This window comes from Arthrobacter sp. 2RAF6 (genome assembly GCF_052115205.1).
GTDB lineage: Bacteria > Actinomycetota > Actinomycetes > Actinomycetales > Micrococcaceae > Arthrobacter.
Genome location: NZ_JBFRGF010000021.1, coordinates 1 through 21,448 on the forward strand (window position 1 = coordinate 1; position 21,448 = coordinate 21,448).

At 62.7% G+C, this 21,448-nt stretch carries 24 protein-coding genes; 5 read left to right on the forward strand and 19 right to left on the reverse strand.

Translation table 11 applies throughout. The features are described from left to right. Positions 1-304 precede the first annotated feature (304 nt). A complete protein-coding gene (locus AB4Z38_RS15215; protein WP_441430473.1) occupies positions 305-598 on the reverse strand; it encodes a DUF503 domain-containing protein in 294 nt (97 codons plus the stop codon). Positions 599-679: 81 nt separating this feature from the next. Here AB4Z38_RS15215 and AB4Z38_RS15220 point away from each other — a divergent pair, with 81 nt between their 5' ends. After that, complete coding sequence (locus AB4Z38_RS15220; RefSeq protein ID WP_441430474.1) at positions 680-1,537, forward strand: DUF1206 domain-containing protein; 858 nt, start codon at positions 680-682, stop codon at positions 1,535-1,537. A 57-nt stretch (positions 1,538-1,594) separates the two neighbouring features. Here AB4Z38_RS15220 and AB4Z38_RS15225 read toward each other — a convergent pair whose 3' ends face one another. From AB4Z38_RS15225 to AB4Z38_RS15280, 12 genes are all read right to left on the reverse strand, one after another. Further along, a complete protein-coding gene (locus tag AB4Z38_RS15225; RefSeq protein ID WP_441430475.1) occupies positions 1,595-2,488 on the reverse strand; it encodes a carbohydrate ABC transporter permease in 894 nt (297 codons plus the stop codon). Then, positions 2,488-3,501, reverse strand: coding sequence for a carbohydrate ABC transporter permease (locus AB4Z38_RS15230; protein ID WP_441430476.1), 1,014 nt, complete (start codon positions 3,499-3,501; stop codon positions 2,488-2,490). The genes AB4Z38_RS15225 and AB4Z38_RS15230 overlap by 1 nt, the downstream gene beginning before the upstream one ends. Positions 3,502-3,506: 5 nt before the next feature. Beyond that, the gene (ngcE, locus tag AB4Z38_RS15235; protein ID WP_441430477.1) at positions 3,507-4,916 is read right to left on the reverse strand and encodes an N-acetylglucosamine/diacetylchitobiose ABC transporter substrate-binding protein; all 1,410 of its coding nucleotides are present in this window, start codon (positions 4,914-4,916) and stop codon (positions 3,507-3,509) included. A gap of 210 nt (positions 4,917-5,126) precedes the next feature. Next, a complete protein-coding gene (locus tag AB4Z38_RS15240) occupies positions 5,127-5,756 on the reverse strand; it encodes a hypothetical protein (RefSeq protein ID WP_441430478.1) in 630 nt (209 codons plus the stop codon). 81 nt (positions 5,757-5,837) lie between these two features. Continuing rightward, entirely contained in the window at positions 5,838-6,239 is a 402-nt protein-coding gene (locus AB4Z38_RS15245; RefSeq protein ID WP_441430479.1) for an MmcQ/YjbR family DNA-binding protein, read from the reverse strand. Positions 6,240-6,282: 43 nt separating this feature from the next. Beyond that, positions 6,283-7,125, reverse strand: a complete 843-nt coding sequence (locus tag AB4Z38_RS15250) for a polysaccharide deacetylase family protein (protein ID WP_441430480.1) — start codon at positions 7,123-7,125, stop codon at positions 6,283-6,285. 70 nt (positions 7,126-7,195) lie between these two features. Beyond that, positions 7,196-7,621 carry a CoA-binding protein gene (locus tag AB4Z38_RS15255; RefSeq protein WP_441430481.1) on the reverse strand — a complete coding sequence of 142 codons (426 nt, stop codon included), beginning with the start codon at positions 7,619-7,621 and terminating at the stop codon, positions 7,196-7,198. A 12-nt stretch (positions 7,622-7,633) separates the two neighbouring features. Beyond that, the gene (locus AB4Z38_RS15260; RefSeq protein WP_441430482.1) at positions 7,634-8,431 is read right to left on the reverse strand and encodes a hypothetical protein; all 798 of its coding nucleotides are present in this window, start codon (positions 8,429-8,431) and stop codon (positions 7,634-7,636) included. Next, positions 8,428-8,982: an RNA polymerase sigma factor gene (locus tag AB4Z38_RS15265; protein ID WP_441430483.1), complete on the reverse strand. Its 555-nt coding sequence runs from the start codon at positions 8,980-8,982 to the stop codon at positions 8,428-8,430. The genes AB4Z38_RS15260 and AB4Z38_RS15265 overlap by 4 nt, the downstream gene beginning before the upstream one ends. Positions 8,983-9,441: 459 nt before the next feature. Continuing rightward, positions 9,442-9,888: a hypothetical protein gene (locus AB4Z38_RS15270; RefSeq protein WP_441430484.1), complete on the reverse strand. Its 447-nt coding sequence runs from the start codon at positions 9,886-9,888 to the stop codon at positions 9,442-9,444. Further along, entirely contained in the window at positions 9,878-10,423 is a 546-nt protein-coding gene (locus AB4Z38_RS15275) for a hypothetical protein (RefSeq protein ID WP_441430485.1), read from the reverse strand. The genes AB4Z38_RS15270 and AB4Z38_RS15275 overlap by 11 nt, the downstream gene beginning before the upstream one ends. A 103-nt stretch (positions 10,424-10,526) precedes the next feature. Beyond that, positions 10,527-11,816, reverse strand: a complete 1,290-nt coding sequence (locus AB4Z38_RS15280) for an adenylosuccinate synthase (RefSeq protein WP_441430486.1) — start codon at positions 11,814-11,816, stop codon at positions 10,527-10,529. Between the two features lie 368 nt (positions 11,817-12,184). Here AB4Z38_RS15280 and AB4Z38_RS15285 point away from each other — a divergent pair, with 368 nt between their 5' ends. Continuing rightward, on the forward strand, positions 12,185-13,876 hold the full coding sequence (locus AB4Z38_RS15285) for a phospholipase C (RefSeq protein ID WP_441430487.1): 1,692 nt from the start codon (positions 12,185-12,187) through the stop codon (positions 13,874-13,876). A gap of 254 nt (positions 13,877-14,130) precedes the next feature. Then, entirely contained in the window at positions 14,131-14,763 is a 633-nt protein-coding gene (locus AB4Z38_RS15290; protein ID WP_441430488.1) for a uracil-DNA glycosylase, read from the forward strand. Between the two features lie 202 nt (positions 14,764-14,965). Here the strand turns inward: AB4Z38_RS15290 and AB4Z38_RS15295 are convergent, their stop codons facing one another. The 4 genes from AB4Z38_RS15295 to AB4Z38_RS15310 all read right to left on the reverse strand — a co-directional run bounded on the left by AB4Z38_RS15295 (position 14,966) and on the right by AB4Z38_RS15310 (position 17,932). Next, positions 14,966-15,385 carry a DUF3151 domain-containing protein gene (locus tag AB4Z38_RS15295; RefSeq protein ID WP_059388503.1) on the reverse strand — a complete coding sequence of 140 codons (420 nt, stop codon included), beginning with the start codon at positions 15,383-15,385 and terminating at the stop codon, positions 14,966-14,968. Next, positions 15,385-16,476 (reverse strand): class II fructose-bisphosphate aldolase, encoded by a 1,092-nt coding sequence (fbaA, locus tag AB4Z38_RS15300; protein ID WP_441430489.1) that lies wholly within the window; start codon positions 16,474-16,476, stop codon positions 15,385-15,387. Before fbaA ends, AB4Z38_RS15295 begins: the two co-directional genes overlap by 1 nt. 113 nt (positions 16,477-16,589) lie before the next feature. Next, positions 16,590-17,099, reverse strand: a complete 510-nt coding sequence (locus AB4Z38_RS15305; RefSeq protein WP_441430490.1) for a TspO/MBR family protein — start codon at positions 17,097-17,099, stop codon at positions 16,590-16,592. A 143-nt stretch (positions 17,100-17,242) separates the two neighbouring features. Next, entirely contained in the window at positions 17,243-17,932 is a 690-nt protein-coding gene (locus AB4Z38_RS15310) for a TrmH family RNA methyltransferase (protein ID WP_441430491.1), read from the reverse strand. Positions 17,933-18,065: 133 nt separating this feature from the next. Between AB4Z38_RS15310 and AB4Z38_RS15315 the strand changes: the two genes are divergently transcribed. Together AB4Z38_RS15315 and AB4Z38_RS15320 are read left to right on the forward strand one after the other, a co-directional pair. Beyond that, the gene (locus AB4Z38_RS15315; protein WP_441430492.1) at positions 18,066-18,896 is read left to right on the forward strand and encodes an HAD-IIA family hydrolase; all 831 of its coding nucleotides are present in this window, start codon (positions 18,066-18,068) and stop codon (positions 18,894-18,896) included. A 17-nt stretch (positions 18,897-18,913) separates the two neighbouring features. After that, on the forward strand, positions 18,914-19,606 hold the full coding sequence (locus AB4Z38_RS15320; RefSeq protein ID WP_441430493.1) for a tyrosine-protein phosphatase: 693 nt from the start codon (positions 18,914-18,916) through the stop codon (positions 19,604-19,606). 18 nt (positions 19,607-19,624) lie between these two features. On the opposite strand, the gene AB4Z38_RS15325 is transcribed toward AB4Z38_RS15320, so the two are convergent. Further along, positions 19,625-20,677 (reverse strand): thioesterase domain-containing protein, encoded by a 1,053-nt coding sequence (locus tag AB4Z38_RS15325; RefSeq protein WP_441430494.1) that lies wholly within the window; start codon positions 20,675-20,677, stop codon positions 19,625-19,627. 68 nt (positions 20,678-20,745) lie between these two features. Beyond that, a complete protein-coding gene (pyrE, locus tag AB4Z38_RS15330; RefSeq protein WP_441430495.1) occupies positions 20,746-21,330 on the reverse strand; it encodes an orotate phosphoribosyltransferase in 585 nt (194 codons plus the stop codon). Between the last annotated feature and the right edge of the window lie 118 nt (positions 21,331-21,448).

The following is a 21,448-nucleotide window of genomic DNA, read 5'->3' on the forward strand; positions in this document are numbered from 1 at the left end:
GGGCGCACGCGGACGCACAAGGGGAGCTCCGCCGTCGGGCTTTCCGAGCGAATCCCCCTGCCGAGTCTCTTCAGAGAGCCGTGCCGGAGACGCCCAGGACTGACGCCCTCCCGGGCCGCTTCGGAGATAGTGAACGGCCGGCTCTCCAGGCTCAACGGAAGGCGACGCGGAGTTTTCATGGCCCCATCAGAACAGAAAACAGCGCACCCTCGCAGAAGTTATCCACAGCCCCCATCCATTGCTCCAGAATTGTCGTTTTGGGCCTTCAAAACGACGTCTGCTCAGCAATCGATGCGAAAAGGGGTCAGTCTTCGCTGTGGAGGTCCCGGCGTCGGGCGCTCAGGAGCTCCAGTTCGGGGCGCGCGGCAACGAAGCGTTCGACGGCGTCGAGCACCTCCACGAGATGCGCACGGTCTGCTGCCACTGCGCCCGCGCCGATGAGGGCACGGCGATGCTGGACCAAGTGCCCGGTCTCGGCGGCAGAGACCTCGAAGCGCCGTTTCAATTCGGCGAGCAGCGGGCGCACGAGGGAGCGTTTCTCCTTCAGGCTGTGCACCTCGCCGAGGAGGATGTCGAATTCGATCCACGCGATCCACATGCGCCCATCGTATCCAGTAGTGGCACGCCCTCCCCCTTCGGAGCCCGCGGTGGCAAGATGAGGACAGACCGAAGGAGCTCCATGGGCGCGGACGATCATACAAACAAGGCCGGCAACGCAGTTTCCCGGGGCGCCGACTCGGTGGAAGACGCCGTAGACGACGCCAAGGATTCACGGACCGTCCGGGTGGTGGCGCGGGCCGGCTTCGTGGCCTTAGGGCTGATACACCTCCTGATCGGGATCATCGCCCTGGGGATTGCGCTGGGCGCATCCGGCCAAGCCGACCAAAGCGGTGCGGTCGGCCAGATGGCTGCCACGCCTGGCGGCGTCGTCCTTTTGTGGGCGGGGCTGATCGCCTGCGGTGTCCTCGCGCTCTACATGGCAAGCGACGCCGTGATGGGGTGGAGCGGGGGTGGGAGCTCGAAGCCTTGGATGAACCGGCTCAAGGCAGCCGGACAGGCGATTGTCTTCGCTGTGGCCGCGGTGACCTTCGGCAGTTTTGCGCTCAGCCGTCCAAGCAGCAGCAGCGAGAAATCCCGTACGACCAGTGCAGACCTCATGTCCAGCACTCCCGGCACCGTCCTCCTGGTGATCATCGGGGTGGCGCTGCTGGCAGCCGCAGGCACGTACATTTTCCTGGGGATCACTCGCAAGTACGAAAAGAACCTGAGGGGAAAACCGTCCGGACTCCTGGGAGATGCGTTCACGGTGCTGGGCGTGGTGGGCTATTGCGCAAAAGGAGTGGCGCTCGGCGCCGTCGGCTTGCTCATCCTGATTGCCACAGCGGCGCACGACCCTTCCCAACAAGGCGGCCTCGACTCGGCACTCAAGGCCTTCCTGAAACAACCCTTTGGCGGATGGGTGCTGGGGTTCGTCAGCCTCGGACTCATGGCCTACGGTATCTACTCCTTGTTCCGATCCCGCTACCAGCGGCTCTGACGGCGGCCCGCACCAAAGGTGAGAACCGCCGTCGGGCGCTTATTTAGCTGGGCCGTGCTACTTGGATGTGCCTTGCGACACGGATCCTTGAAGCTGGCGCTGGAAGATGATGTAGACGATCAGCACCGGAACCACGGTGACCGTGACGGCAGCGAAGAGAGCACCGAAGTCCACGGCATAGCCCATCTGACCAGCGAAGGCGGCGAGCCCCTGGGAGAGTACGCGGGGCCCTGCCGCGTTGATCGCCACCGGAATCAGGAACTGGTTCCACAGGCCCAGGAAGTTGAAGATGGCCACGGAGGCGAGTCCCGGCTTGGCCATCGGCAACATGACCTGGAAGAACGTCCGCCACTCGCCTGCTCCGTCCAAGGCAGCCGCCTCCGTGATTTCGTGGGGGAGCGACTTGAAGAAGGAGAAAAGGAAGAACACGGTGAACGGAAGCGCGAAGCCGACGTACACCAGGATGAGGCCCGGCAAGGTATTGAGTAAGCCGATGTTCCGCATGACGAAGAACAACGGCACCATGGCGAGGAAGATCGGGAAGGTGAGCCCGGCAAGCATGAGGTAGTAGATCGCTTTGCTGCCGAAGAAGACATAACGCCCCAGGACATAGGCACACATGGCGCCGAGCACCATGACAATCACCAAAGCGGATCCGACGACGATCACCGAGTTGAGGAAGTAGCTCCCGATTCCAGCCTCGGTCCACGCCCGGACGTAGTTGTCGAAACGCCACTGCGAGGGCAAGGCGAACGGCGAGGCGAAGATCTCGCTCGATGTCTTGAAGGAGGACATGAAAGTCCACAGCAGTGGCAGGATCACGATGAGAGACCAGATACTGAGGGCCGTATGCGAAACGGCGCCCACCAGTCTGTCTCCCTTGGTCATGGCCGGCTTGCGGGGGTTGAAGTGCAGGGACTTCATTTCCTGGCTGGCAATTTTTGTAGTCATCAGAGGGACACATCCTTGTCGCCACCACTGAGCCTGTTAACCAGGAACACGAGGCCGGAGAAGATCAGGGTGGCTACGGCGAGCACAACGCCCATGGCGCTGGCCAGGCCGAACTGGCCCTTGGTGAAAGCGGTGAAGAAGAGCTGCTGGGACATCACCAAAGTGGAGTTGTCCGGGCCACCGCCGGAGTTCAGGGCGGCCATGTAGACGAAGGCGTCCAGCGCCAGGATTCCCATATAGATGTAGGCAGTCTGGATGTTGTCCCGGATCAGCGGAATAGTGATGGACACGGCAGTGCGGAAACGCCCGGCCCCGTCAATCCTGGCCGCCTCAAACAGCTCGGCAGGGATCCCCTTGATGCCCGCGACGAACAGCACCATGTAGAAGCCGATGAAGCCCCACACGATCACGAACATCGTTGCGATCATGGCGGTGTTCTTGTCGCCGAGCCAGGCGTAGGACTTGAACTGGTCCATGCCCAAGGATGTGAGGATGCCGTTCAGCAGGCCTCCGGAAGGATCGTAGATCTGGCCCCACATGATGCCGATGGCAATTGCGGGAATCGTGTAGGGGAAGAAGGAGACAACCCGGTAGAAGCTGGAGTTGCGCAAGCCCTTGATCTGGCCTTTGCTGCTGCCCCCCACGGTTACCAAGGTGGCCAGTACAAGGCTGAGGACGATGGTAATGATGGGCAGGAAGATGACCAACAGGATGTTGTTCCCCATGGCCTTCATGAAGATGTCATCCGTAAAGAGCTTCTGGTAGTTCTGAAGGCCAATGAAGTTTTGCTTGGGTGAGAACCCCGACCAGTCGGTCAGGGAGTAGCCGAAGGCCTGGATGAATGGCCAGATCACAAACAGGAGGTAGATGGCCAGCGGTACGCCAAGGAAGACCACAAAGAAGCTGATCTTGTCGAACGTCAGGGGCTTGCGCCGCCGCTTGACCACCGGTGGAGCACTCTCCGGAACGACGGCAGTGAGGCCGCCGTCGTTCCGGCTCGTTCGGGTTTTCATTAGTGTCACTTCACTTCAATCTTCGTGACCGAGCTGTCGTTGCGGACCTTGTCGGTAATCTTCTGCAGGTCCGACGTCAGCGTAGCGACATCGGACTTTCCATCGAGGAACGTGTTCCACACAACCAGCTGGTCCTTGTTCATCCCGTAGAGGTCAACAAAGTTCCACGTGAAGATGTTCGATCCAGCATCGCTGAGCAGCTTGGTCTGGGAAACCAGGGCGGTGGAACCGAAGCCATCGGCGGGAACGGTGTCCTTGACGATGGTGGGGGCCAGCTTGGTCTTGGCGAAGTTGGTGGCAGCATCCTTGGACAGCATGACACGCAGCAATTCCTTGCCGCCAGCAACGTTTTTGCCCTGGGAGGGAACAACGAAGGGCTCGCCGGAAGCGCTGTGCATGGCCTCGTAAGGAAGTTTGGATCCCGAGGTCACGGTAGGAACAGGAACGCCGGTCATCTTGAATCCGGACTTGGTCTGGTCCTTCATCTCGTTTTCGATCCACGATCCGGACGGGTAGAACACGGCTTCCTGGGCGTTGCTCCACTGCGCCTGGGCTGCGGTGAACTGCGTACCCGAGCCACCTGGCTTGAAGTGGCCCGCCTTGACGATCTTGTCCAAGGCGGTGAAGACGCTCTGGATGGCCGGGTGGGACCACGCGTCCGCCTTCAGGTTTTCGAGGCCAAGGCGAACGTCGTTGCCGCCTTCCTTGATGGCGGAGGCGATAGCCATTTCCTGGTAGTAGGTGGCTGCTTCCTTGCCCCAGACGAACAGGTACTTGCCTTTGGCCTTGGCCTGCTCGCCAAGGGTGTACATGTCATCCCAGGTCTTCGGCACGGTCCAGCCGTTGTCCTTGAGGAATGAATCCGAGTACCACATGGCGTAAACAGTCAGCACGTAGTTCAGGGCCGCCAGCTTGCCATTGAAAGTACCCGGGGCGAGCACTCCAGCGTAGAGGGTGTCCTTGATGACCTTGCCTTCGAGGTTCTTGGCCTCGACCACACTGGTGAGGTCTTCGAGCTGGGCCAGGATCGTGCTGAAGCCGATTGCCTTGGCGCCAGAGTTGTCGATCAGGTCCGGCGGGTTGCCTCCGACGAATCGCGGCTGGAGTTCCTGCGCGATGTCCGTGGACGGTGAAATCTTGGCAGTGGAACCTGAATGTGCGCTTTCAAAGCCCTTCCCCGCGAAGTCAACGTAGTCGATTCCATACCCGCCCTTGAAAATCACGGCGTCAACGGTGGACTTGTCCGCCATACCGAACGGATTGGTATCTGAAACGGTCCCTGTAGGACCGGTGGTTCCTCCGCCGCCACCGGCTGCGCAGGAGGCCATCGAGCCGGCCAACGGCACAAGCACTGCCGCGGCAAGCGCGCCGCGGAGGAACCCGCGCCGTGCAAAGGACTGCTGCTGAACGTTCATCCTAAAACCCTCCAGAGACTCGTAGTACCGAACCCTGACGGCTCCTCGGCCGGCAGTCGATCGGTCCGGGCACCGCCGCTGCGACGCGCCCTTCGTGTGACATACTTCACCACGAGTGATTGAAAAGCAATATTTGGGGGCAGTTTCAATCAACTTTTGTCAAAATGTGATCTGACAATCCTTCCGTTCCAGAGTGGTCATTTGGGTGTTTTAGCCCCGTAAATTCAGGGATTTTGCGCACTGAGCGATGGCCTCGCGCGCCCATTGCTGCTGTTGCTCGGTTCCTACCCGCTCAGCCCACTGTTCGGCGAGCTGGAACTCGACCATCGCCTCGGTGCGCCGCCCGTCGTCGTACATCGCCCAACCGATGTTGTTGTGAAGTGAAACCATCCATCGTTTGGTGCGCGAATCCTCGACGGCGGAGGCGTATTCAAGCGCGCTCCGCGTCCATGATTCCTTGTGACCGGAGTCCGCGATGGCCAGCATATGAAGTGCGTCCACGGCAAGGAAATCTTCGCCCAGAAGGTCTCCCATCTCGGCGGCCTGCTCAAACAGCGGAACAGCCATGGCAGGGTGGCCGGCGGAGTTGAGCAGGCGGCCGCGCTCCAGGAGGATCCGCACCGCAACGGTCGGTTCCTCTTCGGCGTCGATCCCGTCCAGGAGCGCATCCGCTTCCTCGAAGCGGCCCTGCAGGCCGATGGCCCGGCCCAATTGGGTGGCGAGCTCGGCCCTCTCAAAGGGATCGTAGGCGGGATCGGTCATGGCTTCGCGGAAGCGGGCTTCCGACAACGCGGGGTCCTCAAAATTCCACAGCTCATCGAGGGTCTTTTGTTCCAGCATCTGTCTCCTCCTGATTGCTTCGAGGCTTGGAAGGTGCGGTCCACTCACAATCTAGCGGAAGCTGCAGACGGGGTCCGCGTGTCAGTCCTTGGCGAGCCGGGCCCAGCCCAGTTGCTCCTGCTGCTTGCGGGTCAACGAGGAAACCACCAGGTCATAGGAGTCCTCCACCATGTCCCGGACCATGGAGTCAGGGAGGGCGCCGTCCAGGCGCACGCCGTTCCAGTGCGTCTTGTTCATGTGCCAGGCGCCGGTGATTTCCGGATGGGCCGAGCGAAGTTGCACGGCCAAGGAGGGATCGCATTTGAGGCTTACTGCCAGGTTGTGGTCGTCCATGGCAGAGGCGGCGAACATCTTGGCTTCCTGCTTGGATCCACCGGACACGGCGGACCGGACTTTGAAAACCGAAGTTTCCGGGCCGAACGGGAAGTCTTCATAGGTCCCGGGGAAGCCAAGGCAGATTTGGCGGAGTGTGGCAGCGTCCATGTAGCGAGACTAGCGGAGTGCGACGATCAGCGGACCGACTGCCTCACGCAACGTCCAGGAAGTCCTCGAGGAGCACCACTTCCAGGCCGGCAGCCACTTGCGCCGAGCGGAATGCCTCGAAGTCCGCCGCGAATTCGGTGCGGAAGTGCATCAGGACGATGTCGCCCGGCCGGAGGGAATTGCCGTACTGGTAATCCATGCGCCCGGCATTGGCCTTGGCCTCCCACGTGATGATGGCTTTCAACCCGGCGGCGGCCACGGCTTGCCGCATTGCGGTCGAATAGGCACCTCCAGGTGGCCTGAAAAGGGTGGGCTTGCGGCCGTATTGCTGGACGGCGAAATCCTGCATGCCTGCGATGTCGTCGAGCTGCCGCTGGTAGCCCCATTGCGTGGTCATGTTGACATTGTGGCTGACCGTATGGTTCTCAACCAGACTCCCCTGCTCCATGAACGTCTTGAAGAATGCAGGGTTGTCGCGGACCGTGTTCCTCGTCAGGAACAGTGTGGCCGGGTAGCCGTTCTCCGCGAGGAGCCGCACGCTTTCCGGGGACTTGACCAGTCCATCGTCGATCGTGAGGAACACCACGGGATGTTTGGTGGGGATCTTGGTGATCACGGGAGCTAGTCCACCTTGGATGGGCGGCAGCGTGAAGTCCGGGACGAAGGGGTTCCGCAGCCGACCGGGTCCCGCAGGGCTTGGTGTGGGACTCACCGCGGTGCTTGCGGAGAACGACGGCGAGGGGCCCGCCGTGCGGGGAGCCGCCGTCGGGCTTTCCGCGGACGGGTTTCCCGGGAGCGCGCATGCCCCCAACCCGGCCACGAGGGAAGCCCCGAGGAAACCAAGCGCGGTACGTCGGCTGGCGGTGGAGGGGTGGTCGTCACACATGGGAATTCCCTGGTCTCGAAAAGGTGATTTCCCCCGAAACATACCAGCGGACGGTTAACAGAAAACGACGCTAGATGCCGCTCCGCCAGCCCACCTGTGCCGGACAAGCGTTCATCACGACGTCCAGGCCGGCTGCTTTGGCCCGCTCCGCTGCATCCTCGTCAATTACTCCAAGCTGGAGCCACACGGCTTTCGCTCCCACGGCAATCGCTTCGTCCACTACCCCGCCGACGCGCGAGGAGTTCACAAAGCAGTCGACGACGTCGATGGGCTGCTTCTCGAAGGGCACGTCGGCAAGGAACTTGTAGCCGGTTTCGCCGTGAACGTCTTCGCCCTTTTGATTGATCGGGATGATCTCCATGCCCATGGTGTCGCGAACGTAGAGAGCTACCTCGAACGCCGAGCGCCACTCATTCGTGCTGAGTCCCACGATTGCCCAGCGGCCCTTTGTTCGCATAAGCCGGTCGATGACCACCGGATCGTTGACGTGTGTCATAGCTCCAGCCTACTAGCGGGACAGCAGTCCAAGCAGCCAGCGCAGCGACGTCCCGGCCGGCTTCAGGGAAACGTCGTCCGGAGCGTTCTCGACTGCTTGCTGCACCTCGTTTTGGAGGTCCTTCGCAGTCGGAGTGGATGGGATATTGGACGGCGGGAGGATTCCCTGCGTGTCGGTCTTAGGCTCGGCGTGCACTGCCTTCGGCGCTTCGGGCAGTCCGTCGCTCGGCTGGCGTGCCGGGGCGGGAACGGCCGCTGGCGCCAAGGGCTCGTGCGCCGCCTCGCCGGTGCTGACCTGGGCGGGGTCCGTCGAAGGGCCTGCCGCTGGGGGTGCCGACGGCGGCAGATCGTCGGGAGCCGGGTGGGTCGTGACTTTCGGGGAGTCCTGGGCGGAGGCCGGAGGAACCAGCGACGGCGGAGCAGTGGTCCAAGCGGGCGCCCAGCCGGAGATCAGGAGCTGCATGAATTCCGGGGTTCCCTTGCTGAATCCGCCACTCGCGGCCGCGACGCCACCAACGCCCAGGCCCATGGCGGTGAGGACGGCGGCACCAATGACGACGGGGCGATGCTTGCTCAACTGACGCCGCTTGCCGAGTTCGTCGAGGGGAAGGTTGTCTGTCGAGTCACCCGCCGCCGAGCCGGCGAGCATCGCCGCGAGTGCGGGCCCCGGGACCGGCGCCGGCATGGACGCAAACGATTCCAATGCTTTCAACGAATCCGTGAGTTCGGGGTCGCCCGTGAGGCCAGCCTCAAGCATGAGCTCGAGGCTGATCGCGTCGCGGTCAATGTCCTTGCAATCCCAACGCATCATGGGGCCACATATTCCTTTACTACCGAGTGCTCGCGGAGTGCATTCAACGCCCGGCGCTGCAGTTGCTTGACCGCGCCTTGGCTTTTCCCCATGATTTCGGCTGCTTGGTCCACAGTCAGACCGGCAACGATACGCAGCGTCAGGACTTCCCGCTGATCTTCCCGAAGGAGATCCAGCAGCGCCATGACTTCGCCTGGCGCCACACGGTCCATAGCTTCGGCTTCCGCCGAACTCGATTGGCGCGTGTCACGCTCAGGTTCAAACTCGTGGTGCTCGGGCGCCCTGCTTTGCCGACGGTGGTCATCGACCATCCGGGCGTGGGCCACCGAGAATACGAAGGTCCGCAGACCGCTGACGCCGCCCGTGATCGTCTCAACGCGCGGCAGGACGGCCAGGAAAACGTCCTGCGTGACAGCTTCGGGATCCGAAACACCTTTTGCTGTCAGGTAGCCGAGCACCTGGCCGGCAAAGGCCTGATATACGGTGCTGAACAGTTCGGCATCCCGGCCGCGAAGGGCCAGCAATGCTGCATCGGTCAAGACGTCGGTCACTGAAGCGTGGCTTTCGTTGGGGAGCGAATGGCCGGATCCAAGCGAGATCCTCGGTGCCGCCCAAACGCCGCAGGGCCGGGCAACCTCACCTAGCTTAACCGCTGCTCCCGCTAAGCCCAAGGACCAGCCTTCGGTTCCGGAGGCTTGCCTTTCCCGGACTTTCTGCACATCCACGAAACCCCTTCAGACATGAAAAGGGCCGAGCTGAAACCTGATGGGGGACAAATTTCAGCTCGGCCTTTCAAAGAGGTAATCGTCGAGGCACCCCAAAGGGTTACGCGGATTCCAAAAGTTTTTTCGAAGGCGTTCGCGGTGCTTGGCGGCACGTAGGTGAAAGCAGAGACCGCGAACGCGCCCCGGTTCAAGATTGGGATTTGCTCCGAACCCAGGAGAGCGCGCGGTCCCTGCGAATGTCGTCGTTCGAGACAGTCAGGAGCCGTTCGGCAATGAGTTCGTAGCTCACCAAGTCATGCTCCAGCAATGCTCCGACAAACAGGCGGTCCTTCTCCCTGCCAGCGATGAGCTTGGCGACGCAAAGGTCATGGGGCTCCAGGCACAACCCGGTCCGGTCGCGAGAGTGTTGGCGTTGCTGACTTTGACCAGGCGGCTTGTCCATCCGGCTGGGAGCACCGCTGTGACCTGACCGACGCCTTGGACGTAGAAGCCGTGGGTCTCATGGAAGTACGACATCTCGCCGATGGCGGCATCCAACTCCGTAGCAAGCGATTGAGTGTCGTCGTCATTCATTGGTGCGATGTCTACTTCGTCAGACATCGTGGTCTCAACAGGAAGTTCTTCCTCCGTGAAAGAGGCGAGGATGGCCTGGCTGCCGATGATAATAACGGCATCCTGCCGGATGATCTCGGTGGCCGCGCGGATGGCGTGTTCGAGTTCGCTACGCCGCACGGGATGCCTTGTGGATAGCGATCAGTCGCTCCTCCTGGGTCAGTACGCCGGTAAATGGTGTCATCTGCCGGAGGTCGATGCCTCGTTCGTCCGGACGCAGCATGATGTCGACGAGTTGGTTGACGTCGCCGCCGTCGATCAGTTTCTTCCATTCAGCAACCAAGCCGTGTATATGCGAATCACGGGCGCGCAAAGCCATCGTTTGCAGGTTTGTTCGAGCCTTCATGAGTGCAGGCTCGGGATCCTTGATCAGCTTCTCGGCAACGACCCGGTGCAGTTCGTAGGACACCCGCTCCTCGCGGCGGGTCAGCCGTGGACGGCTTCCTTTGGCTTTCTCCAGCAGGCGCTGGCTCACTGAGGGACTCACGCCGGTGACCTCTGCGATCTTACGGACCGACATGCCCTCAGCCCAGAGCGCGAAGACCGCCTCAGCTCGCCGCGCAGAGGCCTCCAGCATCTCCAGACGAAAACTTTCAGCAGCCTCTGCAGCACTTCTTGCCGCGCGGATTAGCACATCTGTCAAGGTAGTTGACATGCGTGTATCCTACCTCCCTACACCATAAACGTGGAAGGCCCACGACGACGGCGGGCCACCCCTGAAAGGGCGACCCGCCGTCGTTGTAATTCGGCTTTGGTGACTAGTCCTCGATGAGGTCGTGCACCACGATCGTCTGGTCCCGGTCCGGGCCGACGCCGATCGCGGAGAAGCGCGTGCCGGAGAGCTTCTCGAGGGCCAGCACGTATCTGCGGGCGTTCTCGGGGAGGTCTTCGAGCGTCGTGGCGCCGGTGATGTCCTCGGTCCAGCCGTCGAAGTACTCAAAGATCGGCACTGCGTGGTGGAACTCGGTCTGGGTCATGGGCATTTCATCGTGGCGAACGCCGTCGACGTCGTAGGCCACGCAGACCGGGATCTGCTCGATGCCCGTCAGAACGTCCAGCTTGGTGACGAAGTAGTCCGTGAAGCCGTTGACGCGGGATGCGTGGCGGGCCAGGACGGCGTCGTACCAACCGCAGCGGCGGGGGCGGCCGGTGTTGACGCCGAACTCGCCGCCGGTCTTCTGTAGGTACATGCCCATCTCGTCGAAGAGCTCCGTGGGGAACGGACCTGCGCCGACACGGGTGGTGTAGGCCTTGATGATACCGATGGACCGCGAGATCCGGGTGGGTCCGATGCCCGAACCAACAGACGCGCCGCCCGCGGTCGGGTTGGAAGATGTCACGAACGGGTAGGTGCCGTGGTCGACGTCCAGGAACGTCGCCTGGCCGCCTTCCATGAGGACCACCTTGCCCTCGTCCAGTGCGTTGTTGAGGACCAGGGTGCTGTCAATGACCAGCGGCCGCAGGCGTTCGGCGTAGGACAGGAAATACTCCACGATCTCGTCCACCACCACATTGCGGCGGTTGTAGACCTTGACCAGGAGCTCGTTCTTCTGGCGCAACGAGCCTTCCACCTTCTGGCGGAGGATCGATTCGTCGAAGACATCCTGGACGCGGATACCCAGGCGGGCCACCTTGTCCATGTAGGCCGGGCCGATGCCCCGACCTGTGGTGCCAATGGCGCGGCTGCCGAGGAAGCGCTCCGTGACCTTGTCCAGCACCTGGTGGTACGGCGCTACGAGGTGGGCATTGGCCGAGACGCGCAAACGGGATGTGTCAGCGCCCCGTGCTTCCAGGCCGTCGATCTCCTGGAACAGCGCTTCAAGGTTCACCACGCAGCCGTTGCCGATGATCGGAATCGCGTTCGGGCTCAGAATGCCTGCAGGAAGGAGCTTGAGCTCATACTTCTCACCGCCCACCACAACGGTGTGCCCGGCGTTGTTTCCGCCGTTGGGCTTGACCACGTAGTCAACGCGGCCACCGAGCAGGTCGGTTGCTTTGCCTTTGCCTTCGTCGCCCCATTGGGCTCCGACGATCACGATAGCTGGCATGGGATCCTCCCCCATTCTTTCGGGCCGGTCCTGGCGGGATCACCAAGGCTCAGCGCCGTACATGAGAACGCCCCGAATCTTTCGGCCCTGCCCGCAGACTTTCGCAAAAGTTCACCGGCGGGATCTGCAAGAGTTCCGGGGCTCTTACCAGCCAAGTTTAGCCGATGCGGCTCTTGGACCTGTTGTCACACGGCCGGAGGGCGACATGAAAACAGGGATGGAGCACCCGAGGTTCCCTGTGAGCAGAATGTGAACTCTTCCCAAACAGTCCGCATTGAGCCGCCAAATCGACCGCCGGGCCCCAGTCGAGCGGCTACATTCTTTGTGAATCCTTACCCCCACCTGCCCGTGAATCTGAAGGGAAATCCATGAATTTTCGCAACAAGCGTCTCTTGTCAACGGCAGGAGTGAGCGCACTCGCGGCATCCACGATCGCTGCCGGCATGATCGGGTTCGGCATGACGCCGGCCTCGGCCAAGGGCCAGGACGACGGGACAAGCACGCCCATCAAGCACGTCGTCGTGATTTTCGGCGAGAACGTCTCCTTCGACCACTACTTCGCGACGTATCCGCAGGCAGCCAACACGGCCGGCGAAACCCAGCAAGGCAGCGGCGCAGCGGCTCCCGCGTTCACGGCGGCCAAGAACACCCCGAAGAACATCGGCACCCTCGCCAACGACAAGCTTTTGGCACCTAACAATCCCAACTCGGTCCAGCCCCAGCGGCTGACGCCCGGCCAGGCAATTACTTGCGACCAGGACCACGAATACACCGCGGAGCAGAAGGCCTACAACGGTGGCCTAATGAACAAGTTCGTCGAGAACACGAGCATGGACACCTGTTCGGGTGGCCAGTTTGGCCGTCCAGGTCTCACCATGGACTACTACGACGGCAATACCGTGACCGGGATCTGGAACTACGCCCAGAACTTCGCCATGAGCGACTCACACTTCAGCACCGTGTTCGGCCCGTCGAGCCCTGGCGCGCTCAACCTTGTCTCCGGCCAGACCCACGGCGTCACGGAGTTCACCGCCGCCGGACAGCCGGTCAAGCCAGCAAGCAGCGACTACACGGTCAAGTTCCCTGACGCCAACGGCGTCGGAACCATGACGGAAGACCCGGATCCGGTCTACGACGACTGCTCCAACAAGAGCCACGCGAGCAAGAACAACCTTGCCGGAATGCAGGGCAAGAACATCGGCGACCTGCTCAACGACAAGGGCGTCAGCTGGGGCTGGTTCCAGGGCGGCTTCGCCCCGACGACGCCGGCCACGGACACCACCCCGGCAGCCTGCATGACCACCCACACCAACATTGCGGGTGCCGCGGTGACGGACTACAACCCGCACCACCAGCCGTTCCAGTACTACAAGTCAACGTCCAACCCGCACCACCTTGCTCCCGCGAGCGTGGACGAGATCGGCCACAACGGCCAGGCCAACCACCAGTACGACACCACGGACTTCGCCAAAGTGGTCAACTCGGACAACATGCCCGCCGTGTCCTTCCTGAAGGCGGGAAACTACCAGGACGGCCACGCCGGCTACTCCGATCCCCTGGATGAGCAGAAGTTCATCACGCAGCAAGTGAACGCCATCCAGAACTCGAAGAACTGGGAGAGCACCGCCGTCGTCCTCGCCTACGACGACTCGGACGGCTGGTACGACCACGTCGCTGCCGGTGTGAAGAACTCCTCGAACACCACTGACGACGCCGCATGGTGCCTCAACGCCTACAACAAGGGTGTGCCGATGGCCGGAGGCTATGCCGACCGCTGCGGCCCCGGCCCCCGCCAGCCGCTCGTGGTGATCTCGCCCTTCGCGAAGAAGAACTTCGTGGACCACACCCAGACGGACCAGTCATCCATCCTTCGCTTCATCGAGGACAACTGGCACACCGGCCAGATCGGTGACTCCTCGGCAGACGCCAAGGCCGGCTCCATCAACGCGATGTTCAACTTTGACAACGGGCGGGACGTGAAGCTCATCCTCAACGAATCGAACGGCACCGTGGTTTCCCGGACCAAGGAAAGCGACGACCAGAACGAGAACAAGCAGTAGCAGGCGCTTCCGAAACGGCACCGTCCCGAATCCATCGGGACGGTGCCGTTTCCGTTAGCGCACGGCCGCTTCATGCCGGAATCCGGCTCCCGCCGTCGAGAGACCCAACACAGAAGTCCCGATTCACCCCACAGCTCACCGCCGTTCCGGTAGAGTTAACCAGCCCCCAACACTGCACCCAATCCGACCGGTCGCGGCAAACCGCTCCCGGCCGGATAAGTGCGCCTCGCTACACGTAGGAGACCCAAGCCCATATGCAAGACCTGGCGACTGAAACACTCGAAGTGCAGCTCTGGAACCGACGTTTCGAACCCCACATCGCCGAGGTCACGGGGCTTTGCGATTCCCTCAAAGAACAGAAGCCTGGTAGCGAAGTCCTCTACGTAGACCCCGCCCACAGCGTTGACGAGTGCCGCATCATCAGCCTTTTCTCCAACACCCGCGCCACTGAGGGCTCGGGCTTCATCGTCCCGGGCGACGCGGACGCCACAGCCCGCATGGTGGGCATGCAGTGGCAGTTGGGCCTGCGTCCGGAACTCATGATGCCGTGGAACGTTTACCCGTGGATCGAGCCCGACGGCGAGCCCGGCAAGCTGACTCCCGCCAACATCACCGAAGGCCTCAAGCCGCTCCTGCGCCTTCTGGCGATCGTGCCGCGCACCTCCGTGCTGGTAGCCCACGGCAATGAAGCCCATCGTTTGGCAGACCAGCTCATGAAGGCCGCGCCGCAGAGCATCCACCGCCGCGGCTTCAAGACGTTCAAGGTCCGCTCGCTGGGTGGACGCTCGTTCGCCGGCTCCCCCACGCGCCAGCAGGAGTACCTGGACCTCATCCATGGCGCCTACGCCGAGGCCATGGCCCGGACCGGCCTCACCCCCGTCTCCTAGGACCCGCCCGACCCAACTGACTCGCATTTGTTGTCGTTATGACGCCTCATAACGACATTAACTGCGAGTCAGTTGGGCGGGGAAAGCGCGACGGCGGCCGCCCACCTGAGTGGGCCCACGCGAGCCGGGTTCCCTGACCGAGCTTGCGAGGTCAGGGTGCTCGTGGGGAGGACGGCCGCCGTCGGCGTTTAACCCAGCAGTCCTAGCCTTCGATCGCTGCCTTCGCGGCGGGATCGGAGTCGTTCAGGAACTTCTCGATCCGTTCCGGTTCCTCAGCTTCGCCGATGGCGGCGGATGCCCGGCCGAGAGAGTACAGAGCGCGCAGGAATCCCCGGTTGGGCTCGTGCTCCCACGGGATGGGCCCGACACCGCGCCAACCATTGCGGCGCAGCGAATCCAGTCCTCGGTGGTAACCAACCCGGGAATACGCGTAGGAGTCGATGGTCCGGCCGTCAGCCCAGGCTTCCTCGGCCAGGATCGCCCACAGCAACGAAGACGTGGGGTACTTGGCTACGAGGTCCAGGGCTTCCTGTCCCAAGGCAAGGTGCTGGTACACCTCGGTCTCGGCAGGCAGGAGCGTGGGCTCCGGGCCCATGAGGTTCTTGCGGAATTCGTCGGACATTAGAAGGTCTTGCCTACCGAACCGAGCTGCTTTGCGGCTTCCACGATGCGGGCAGCCATGCCGGCCTCGGCGGAGGCGCCCCAGACTCGGGGGTCGTACGTCTTCTTGTTGCCCATTTCGCCGTCGACCTTCAGGACGCCGTCGTAGTTGGCGAACATGTGCCCGGCAACCGGGCGGGTGAACGCGTACTGGGTGTCGGTGTCGATGTTCATCTTGATGACGCCGTAGGAAACGGCATCCGCGATTTCCTGCTCGGTGGAGCCGGAGCCGCCGTGGAAGACGAGGTCGAACGGGTTGGTCTTGCCGATCTTGGCGCCGACCTCGGCCTGGATCTGCTTGAGCAGTTCGGGGCGGAGCTTGACGTTGCCCGGCTTGTACACGCCGTGGACGTTGCCGAAGGTCAGTGCGGTCAGGTAGCGGCCGTTCTCGCCGGCGCCGAGCGCCTCGATCGTGGCAAGGGCGTCTTCGGTGGTGGTGTACAGCTTCTCGTTGATCTCGTTCTCGACGCCGTCTTCCTCGCCGCCGACCGTGCCGATTTCAACCTCGAGGATGATCTTGGCCGCAGCTGCGCGTTCCAGGAGTTCCCGGCCGATCCGCAGGTTCTCGGACAGGGTCTCGTGCGAGCCGTCCCACATGTGCGAGTTGAAGATCGGGTCCTTGCCGGCCTTGACGGCTTCCTCGGAAGCAGCCAGCAGCGGGAGGACGAAATCAGCCAGCTTGTCCTGCGGGCAGTGGTCCGTGTGCAGGGCGATGTTCACGTTGTAGTTCTTGGCTACCTCGCGGGCGAAAGCCGCGAAGCCCAGGGAGCCGGCAACCATGTCCTTGACGGATGCCCCGGACCAATACGCCGCACCACCGGTGGAGACCTGGATGATGCCGTCCGACTCGGCCTCGGCAAAGCCGCGGATCGCCGCGTTCAGGGTCTGCGACGAGGTGACGTTCACTGCCGGGAACGCGTATCCACCGGCCTTCGCGCGGTCGATCATCTCGGAGTAAATCTCTGGGGTTGCGATGGGCATGCTGACTCCTATGCTGATTTTCGTCTGTGGGTTTTGTTGACCCTGGAGTAGACCTATACGGCTAAGCACCATCCTAGCGACTTCGAATCCGGCACCGTGTTTCCGGTCACGGAGACGGGTAACACTTGCGGACCTTTAGCTCAGAAGGGATTCGGCGCTACGTCTTTGGAACTTCAGGTGCCGGATCAGCCCATGTTTTTTTCGTGGTTGAGTTTTGCAATTGCGGTCGATAAGGCCGTGGCGAATCCGCACCAGAGTGCGTAAGGGGCAAGAGTCACACCGGCGCTGCGGTTCAGCTTGTACGTTCGCCGCACCAAGTCGGCGCTGCTCGCTGTCAGCACGGCACACTCCGCTGCAGCCAGCCAGGGCCGTCGGGCACGCCAGAAGAGCCAACTCCAGGAGGCATTGAGGACGAGGTTCACCGCAAAGGCCCCTCGGTAGGCGGTTAACTCCTGGCGCCGGGCTTTGCTGCCCGGGGCGCCGGGCAGGTCGCCGCTGGCCAACGCCACTGCTGAACTCACTGCGAGATCGGCGTAGAGCGCCGTCCACACCAAAGGAAAGGCGATGGCCGGGGGCTGCCAGGTTGGTTTGTGCAACTGCTGGTACCAGCTGCCTTCCGGATCGGCCGCCACCGAGCCGGCCGCGGCCGTGGCTACAGTCGATGCAGCCGTCAACGCCAGTGGGATGAGTTTCATCAAGGCTCCTTTGGCTCTGCTGAAGTCCCTGCCGTACGCGAGCAGTCACCCGTATGCCCGATTGTACGGCGAAGCGCTGCCAACGGCTCGGGCTACCGAGCGGCAGGCAGGACCCTGCCGATCCGAAAAGAAGGAACCCGGCGTCAGGAAACGCGCTGGCCGAAGTTGTGCCGGCGGATCCAGGCGTGCATCGCGATGGCCGCAGCCGAGGCCGCATTCATGGACCGGGTGGAACCGTACTGCTCGATCGACAAGGTGGCGACGGCGGCGTCGTGCACCTCGGGGGTCAAGCCAGGGCCCTCCTGCCCGAACACGAGCACGCAGTTGCGCGGAAGTTCGTACGTTTCGAGCGGCACGGAATCGGGGAAGATGTCGATACCGATGATGGCAAGCCCTTCCGCCTCCGCCCACTCGACGAAATCCTCCACAGTGGGGTGGTGGCGGACGTGCTGGTAGCGGTCGGTGACCATGGCCCCGCGACGGTTCCACCGACGTCGTCCGATGATGTGGACCTCCTTGGCGAGGAACGCATTGGCGGTTCGAACCACAGTGCCGATGTTCAGGTCGTGCTGCCAGTTCTCAATGGCAATGTGGAAATCGTGCCGGTGCGCGTCCAGGTCCGCGACGATCGCTTCGTGCTTCCAGTACCGGAACTTGTCCACGACGTTGCGGCGGTCGCCATCCGCCAGCAGGTCCGGGTCCCAATGCTCGCCTTCCGGCCAGTCGCCTTCCCAAGGCCCGACGCCGACCTCCGGTTTCGCTTCGGACTCCCCCTCGGTAGAGGAGACAGCAGTGGCATCGATAGGTGCAGGGTTCTGGGGCCGGTCAGTCACTCTTCAACACTAGCCCGGGCAGTACCGCCTGCGGCGCCGAAACCCATTGCCGTAACGCAGGACACCCGGGTGTCTCGGAGACCGAAAGATGAAAGACTTGGGACGAGAAACAGCCAATACGCGGAGGAAAAGCATGGAGAACGCAACCGAGGCCCCGAAGAGCTCAGCCCTTTACCGCAATGGACACGAAATCGAATGCTGGCTCACGGATATGGACGGTGTCCTGGTCCACGAAAACCAGGCGGTTCCCGGAGCGGCTGAACTGATCCAGCGCTGGGTGGACACCTCCAAGCGTTTCCTTGTCCTCACCAATAACTCCATCTTCACCCCTCGGGACTTGGCGGCCCGGCTGAGCTCTTCCGGCCTGGAAATTCCGGAGGAGAACATCTGGACATCAGCCCTGGCCACGGCACAATTCCTCAAGGACCAGGTGCAGGGCTCGGAGTCCGGGAACCGCGCCTACACCATCGGTGAGGCAGGGCTCACGACGGCGCTCCACGAGGCCGGCTTCATCCTCACCGACCAGAACCCGGACTTCGTGGTGCTCGGCGAAACCCGTACCTACTCCTTCGAGGCGATCACCATGGCAATCCGGCTGATCCTCGCCGGGGCGCGCTTCATCGCGACCAACCCGGATGCCACCGGCCCCTCGAAGGACGGCCCGATGCCCGCCACCGGCGCCATCGCCGCGCTCATCTCCAAGGCGACCGGCCGCGAGCCATACATCGTGGGCAAACCGAACCCCATGATGTTCCGTTCCGCGATGAACCAGATCGACGCCCACTCGGAGACCACGGCAATGATCGGTGACCGTATGGACACCGACATCATCGCGGGCATGGAAGCCGGGCTGCACACCGTCCTGGTGCTCAGCGGCATCACCCAGCGCGAGGACATCGCGGCCTTCCCGTTCCGGCCGAACCAGATCCTGAACTCGGTAGCGGACCTCAAGAATCAAATCTAAGAAGAAGGGGCTGGGCCATGGCTGTGCTGAACCTCCGGTCCCTGGCCGGTGGCCGCATCCTGAGGGGCAGCCAGCCGTTTGGCATGGACATCGCGGCGACGGCCGCCTTCCTGGAACTTCATGGCATCCAGGCGGTTGTGGATCTCCGAAGCGAGTACGAACGCGCCATTGTGCCCTGGCAACTGGCCAACGGCTCGATGTCCAAGGCTCCAGTGGAGCTCGTGGAGAACCCCCTCGATCCGCGTACCGCTTCCGAGGGGCTCCAATCGATCCACACGGCTGAAGACCTTGGCGAGCTCTACCTTGGCTGGGTGCGCGCCCGCCCGGATTGGGTGGCCGAATCGCTGCGTCCCGCGGCCCAAGGCAAGCGGACTCTCATCCATTGCTCGCTCGGAAAGGACCGCACCGGCGTCGTATCCGCTCTGGCGCTCCTCGCGACGGGCACTGACCACGCAGCCGTTGTGGCGGACTACGCCGCAAGCACCGCTGCCCTCCCCACGATGCTGGAAACCATGTCGGCGGCCTGGCGGCTGGCTGTCCCCGAGGTTCCGGAGGAGGCATTCAGTCCCTCGCTCATGCTGCTGCAATCCCCCGAAGCTGCGATGGAATACTTCCTCGACCGTTTCGGGCACGAGTTCGGCAGCGCGGCGGATTACCTGCGCCACGCCGGCCTCAGTGGTTCCGAGCTGGATGGACTGCGGCACGCCTAGGGGGGCGGCGGGGACCGGTCAGTAGAACACCACCCGCGAGCCGGCGCGGGGCAGCGGAAAGAGCTCGTTCTCCAGGTCCTCGATGATCGGATTGTAGATAAAGGGATTCCACTGGGGGCTCGCGTGGGCGGGACGGGCGCCGTCGGTCCTGCGGCCCGTGGACGCGATGTTGAGGGGAAATGTCTTGGCCCACGCTGCCCGGGCCGTTCCGTAGTTCACCGTGTCATCGTTGGGGTTTCCGATGAAGGCCATGCGGGTGTCCCCCAGCCTGTCGACAAACCGCGTGCCGTCGAAGTGGTAGATGTAGTCCGATTCGCTTTGGATCAACACGCTCGACGGCGCGATTGGCGACAGCTGCTCCAGCGTCTGGTCCCAGATCTGCCCCCACGTGCGTTCGTGCTTGTTCACCACGCGCTCGCCCAGCTCGTAACCGCCGCGGAGGACCGAGGGAACCTGGAAACCGCTCTCGTACAAGAAGACCACGCCGTCGAACCAGCTTTGGTCGAGGATGTCGTACTTACTGAACGGCGAAGAATCCAACAGGATCAGCTTGACGCTGACGCCGTTCCTTTCACGCAGGAGCGCGGCCACTTCGGTGGCCAACATCCCGCCGAAACTGTGGCCGTAGAAATAGAGGGTGTTCAGCTTCCGCTCGTTGATGTAGGCGAGCACGGCGTCCACCACCTCGGTGACTTCCATGCCCAAGTTGGAGTACCCGACGGCGGCCATCTGGCCCCGTTGCCGTAGCGAACCGCGTATCGAGTTGAGGATCCATTGGGCCTCTTCCCAGCTGGTCTTGTAACCGGGGAAGAGAATCCAACTCGAGTTGGGGTAGTAGGACTCTGCGAAATCGTCCCCCACGGGGAGGATCTTGGTGATGCGACGTTCCGCCTGGACCTGGCGGGTGAACAGCATGTCCGCTGCGAGGGCCGTGGAAGCACCCGCTCCAATCAGGAAGGAGCGACGGGAAAAACTCTTCAGATCTGCGGCTTGCCGGAGGACCCGGGCAAGGGAGCCCGGGTCCTGCCAGCGCTGCTGCTTCCGGGGAAATTTCCCCTCCCGATAGTTCACGCAGCCAGCTTAGGCTTTTCGGCCGCCGGGCACACGGCCCCCTTAAAACCCGCTCAGGCTTGGGAGAATTAGTCGAGTCCCAGCTCGTCCTTGCCGAAGGCGAAGAGATAGGGCACGCCGGTTTCGGCCTCGATCTTTTCCTTGGCGCCAGTGTTGCGGTCCACGATGACGGCCACGGCCACCACGTTGCCACCGGCCTTGCGGACGCCTTCGACGGCGGTCAGTGCCGAGCCGCCGGTGGTGGAGGTGTCCTCGAGAACCACGACGTTGCGGCCCTCCACCGAGGGACCTTCCACTTGCCGGCCCATGCCGTAGGACTTCTGGGCTTTGCGTACGACGAAGGCGTCCACGGCGCGGCCGGCATCGGCGGCGGCGTGCATCACGGCGGTACCGACCGGGTCCGCACCCATGGTCAGGCCGCCGGCGCACTCAACGGCGATTCCGGCGTCGTCGATCATGGAGAGCATGACTTGGCCGACCAGCTTCGAAGCCTCGTGGTGGAGGGTGATGCGCCGCAGGTCGATGTAGTAGTCCGCCTCGGCACCGCTGGAAAGGATCACCTTGCCGCGGACGACCGCCAGTTCTTTGATCAATTCAAGGAGGCGGGCACGGGTAGCGGCAGTGGCGGTGGCAGCATCAGAGGCGACAGTCATGGTGCCCATTCTACGTAACGCCGTTGGACGCAAGAGAATGGCGAGCGTCATGCAGTGTCCACGACGCCGGCACGTCACTCGCCGTAACCTGTGAAATATCTGCGAGGGAGACGGTGTT

Coding starts and splice junctions, on each gene's coding strand:
- AB4Z38_RS15215 (WP_441430473.1), bottom strand. CDS start 598: ATGTGGATCGCGTGGATCGAATTCGACATCCTCCTCGGCGAGGTGCAC.
- AB4Z38_RS15220 (WP_441430474.1), top strand. CDS start 680: ATGGGCGCGGACGATCATACAAACAAGGCCGGCAACGCAGTTTCCCGG.
- AB4Z38_RS15225 (WP_441430475.1), bottom strand. CDS start 2,488: ATGACTACAAAAATTGCCAGCCAGGAAATGAAGTCCCTGCACTTCAAC.
- AB4Z38_RS15230 (WP_441430476.1), bottom strand. CDS start 3,501: ATGAAAACCCGAACGAGCCGGAACGACGGCGGCCTCACTGCCGTCGTT.
- ngcE (WP_441430477.1), bottom strand. CDS start 4,916: ATGAACGTTCAGCAGCAGTCCTTTGCACGGCGCGGGTTCCTCCGCGGC.
- AB4Z38_RS15240 (WP_441430478.1), bottom strand. CDS start 5,756: ATGCTGGAACAAAAGACCCTCGATGAGCTGTGGAATTTTGAGGACCCC.
- AB4Z38_RS15245 (WP_441430479.1), bottom strand. CDS start 6,239: ATGGACGCTGCCACACTCCGCCAAATCTGCCTTGGCTTCCCCGGGACC.
- AB4Z38_RS15250 (WP_441430480.1), bottom strand. CDS start 7,125: ATGTGTGACGACCACCCCTCCACCGCCAGCCGACGTACCGCGCTTGGT.
- AB4Z38_RS15255 (WP_441430481.1), bottom strand. CDS start 7,621: ATGACACACGTCAACGATCCGGTGGTCATCGACCGGCTTATGCGAACA.
- AB4Z38_RS15260 (WP_441430482.1), bottom strand. CDS start 8,431: ATGATGCGTTGGGATTGCAAGGACATTGACCGCGACGCGATCAGCCTC.
- AB4Z38_RS15275 (WP_441430485.1), bottom strand. CDS start 10,423: ATGTCAACTACCTTGACAGATGTGCTAATCCGCGCGGCAAGAAGTGCT.
- AB4Z38_RS15280 (WP_441430486.1), bottom strand. CDS start 11,816: ATGCCAGCTATCGTGATCGTCGGAGCCCAATGGGGCGACGAAGGCAAA.
- AB4Z38_RS15285 (WP_441430487.1), top strand. CDS start 12,185: ATGAATTTTCGCAACAAGCGTCTCTTGTCAACGGCAGGAGTGAGCGCA.
- AB4Z38_RS15290 (WP_441430488.1), top strand. CDS start 14,131: ATGCAAGACCTGGCGACTGAAACACTCGAAGTGCAGCTCTGGAACCGA.
- AB4Z38_RS15295 (WP_059388503.1), bottom strand. CDS start 15,385: ATGTCCGACGAATTCCGCAAGAACCTCATGGGCCCGGAGCCCACGCTC.
- fbaA (WP_441430489.1), bottom strand. CDS start 16,476: ATGGTGCTTAGCCGTATAGGTCTACTCCAGGGTCAACAAAACCCACAG.
- AB4Z38_RS15305 (WP_441430490.1), bottom strand. CDS start 17,099: ATGAAACTCATCCCACTGGCGTTGACGGCTGCATCGACTGTAGCCACG.
- AB4Z38_RS15315 (WP_441430492.1), top strand. CDS start 18,066: ATGGAGAACGCAACCGAGGCCCCGAAGAGCTCAGCCCTTTACCGCAAT.
- AB4Z38_RS15320 (WP_441430493.1), top strand. CDS start 18,914: ATGGCTGTGCTGAACCTCCGGTCCCTGGCCGGTGGCCGCATCCTGAGG.
- pyrE (WP_441430495.1), bottom strand. CDS start 21,330: ATGACTGTCGCCTCTGATGCTGCCACCGCCACTGCCGCTACCCGTGCC.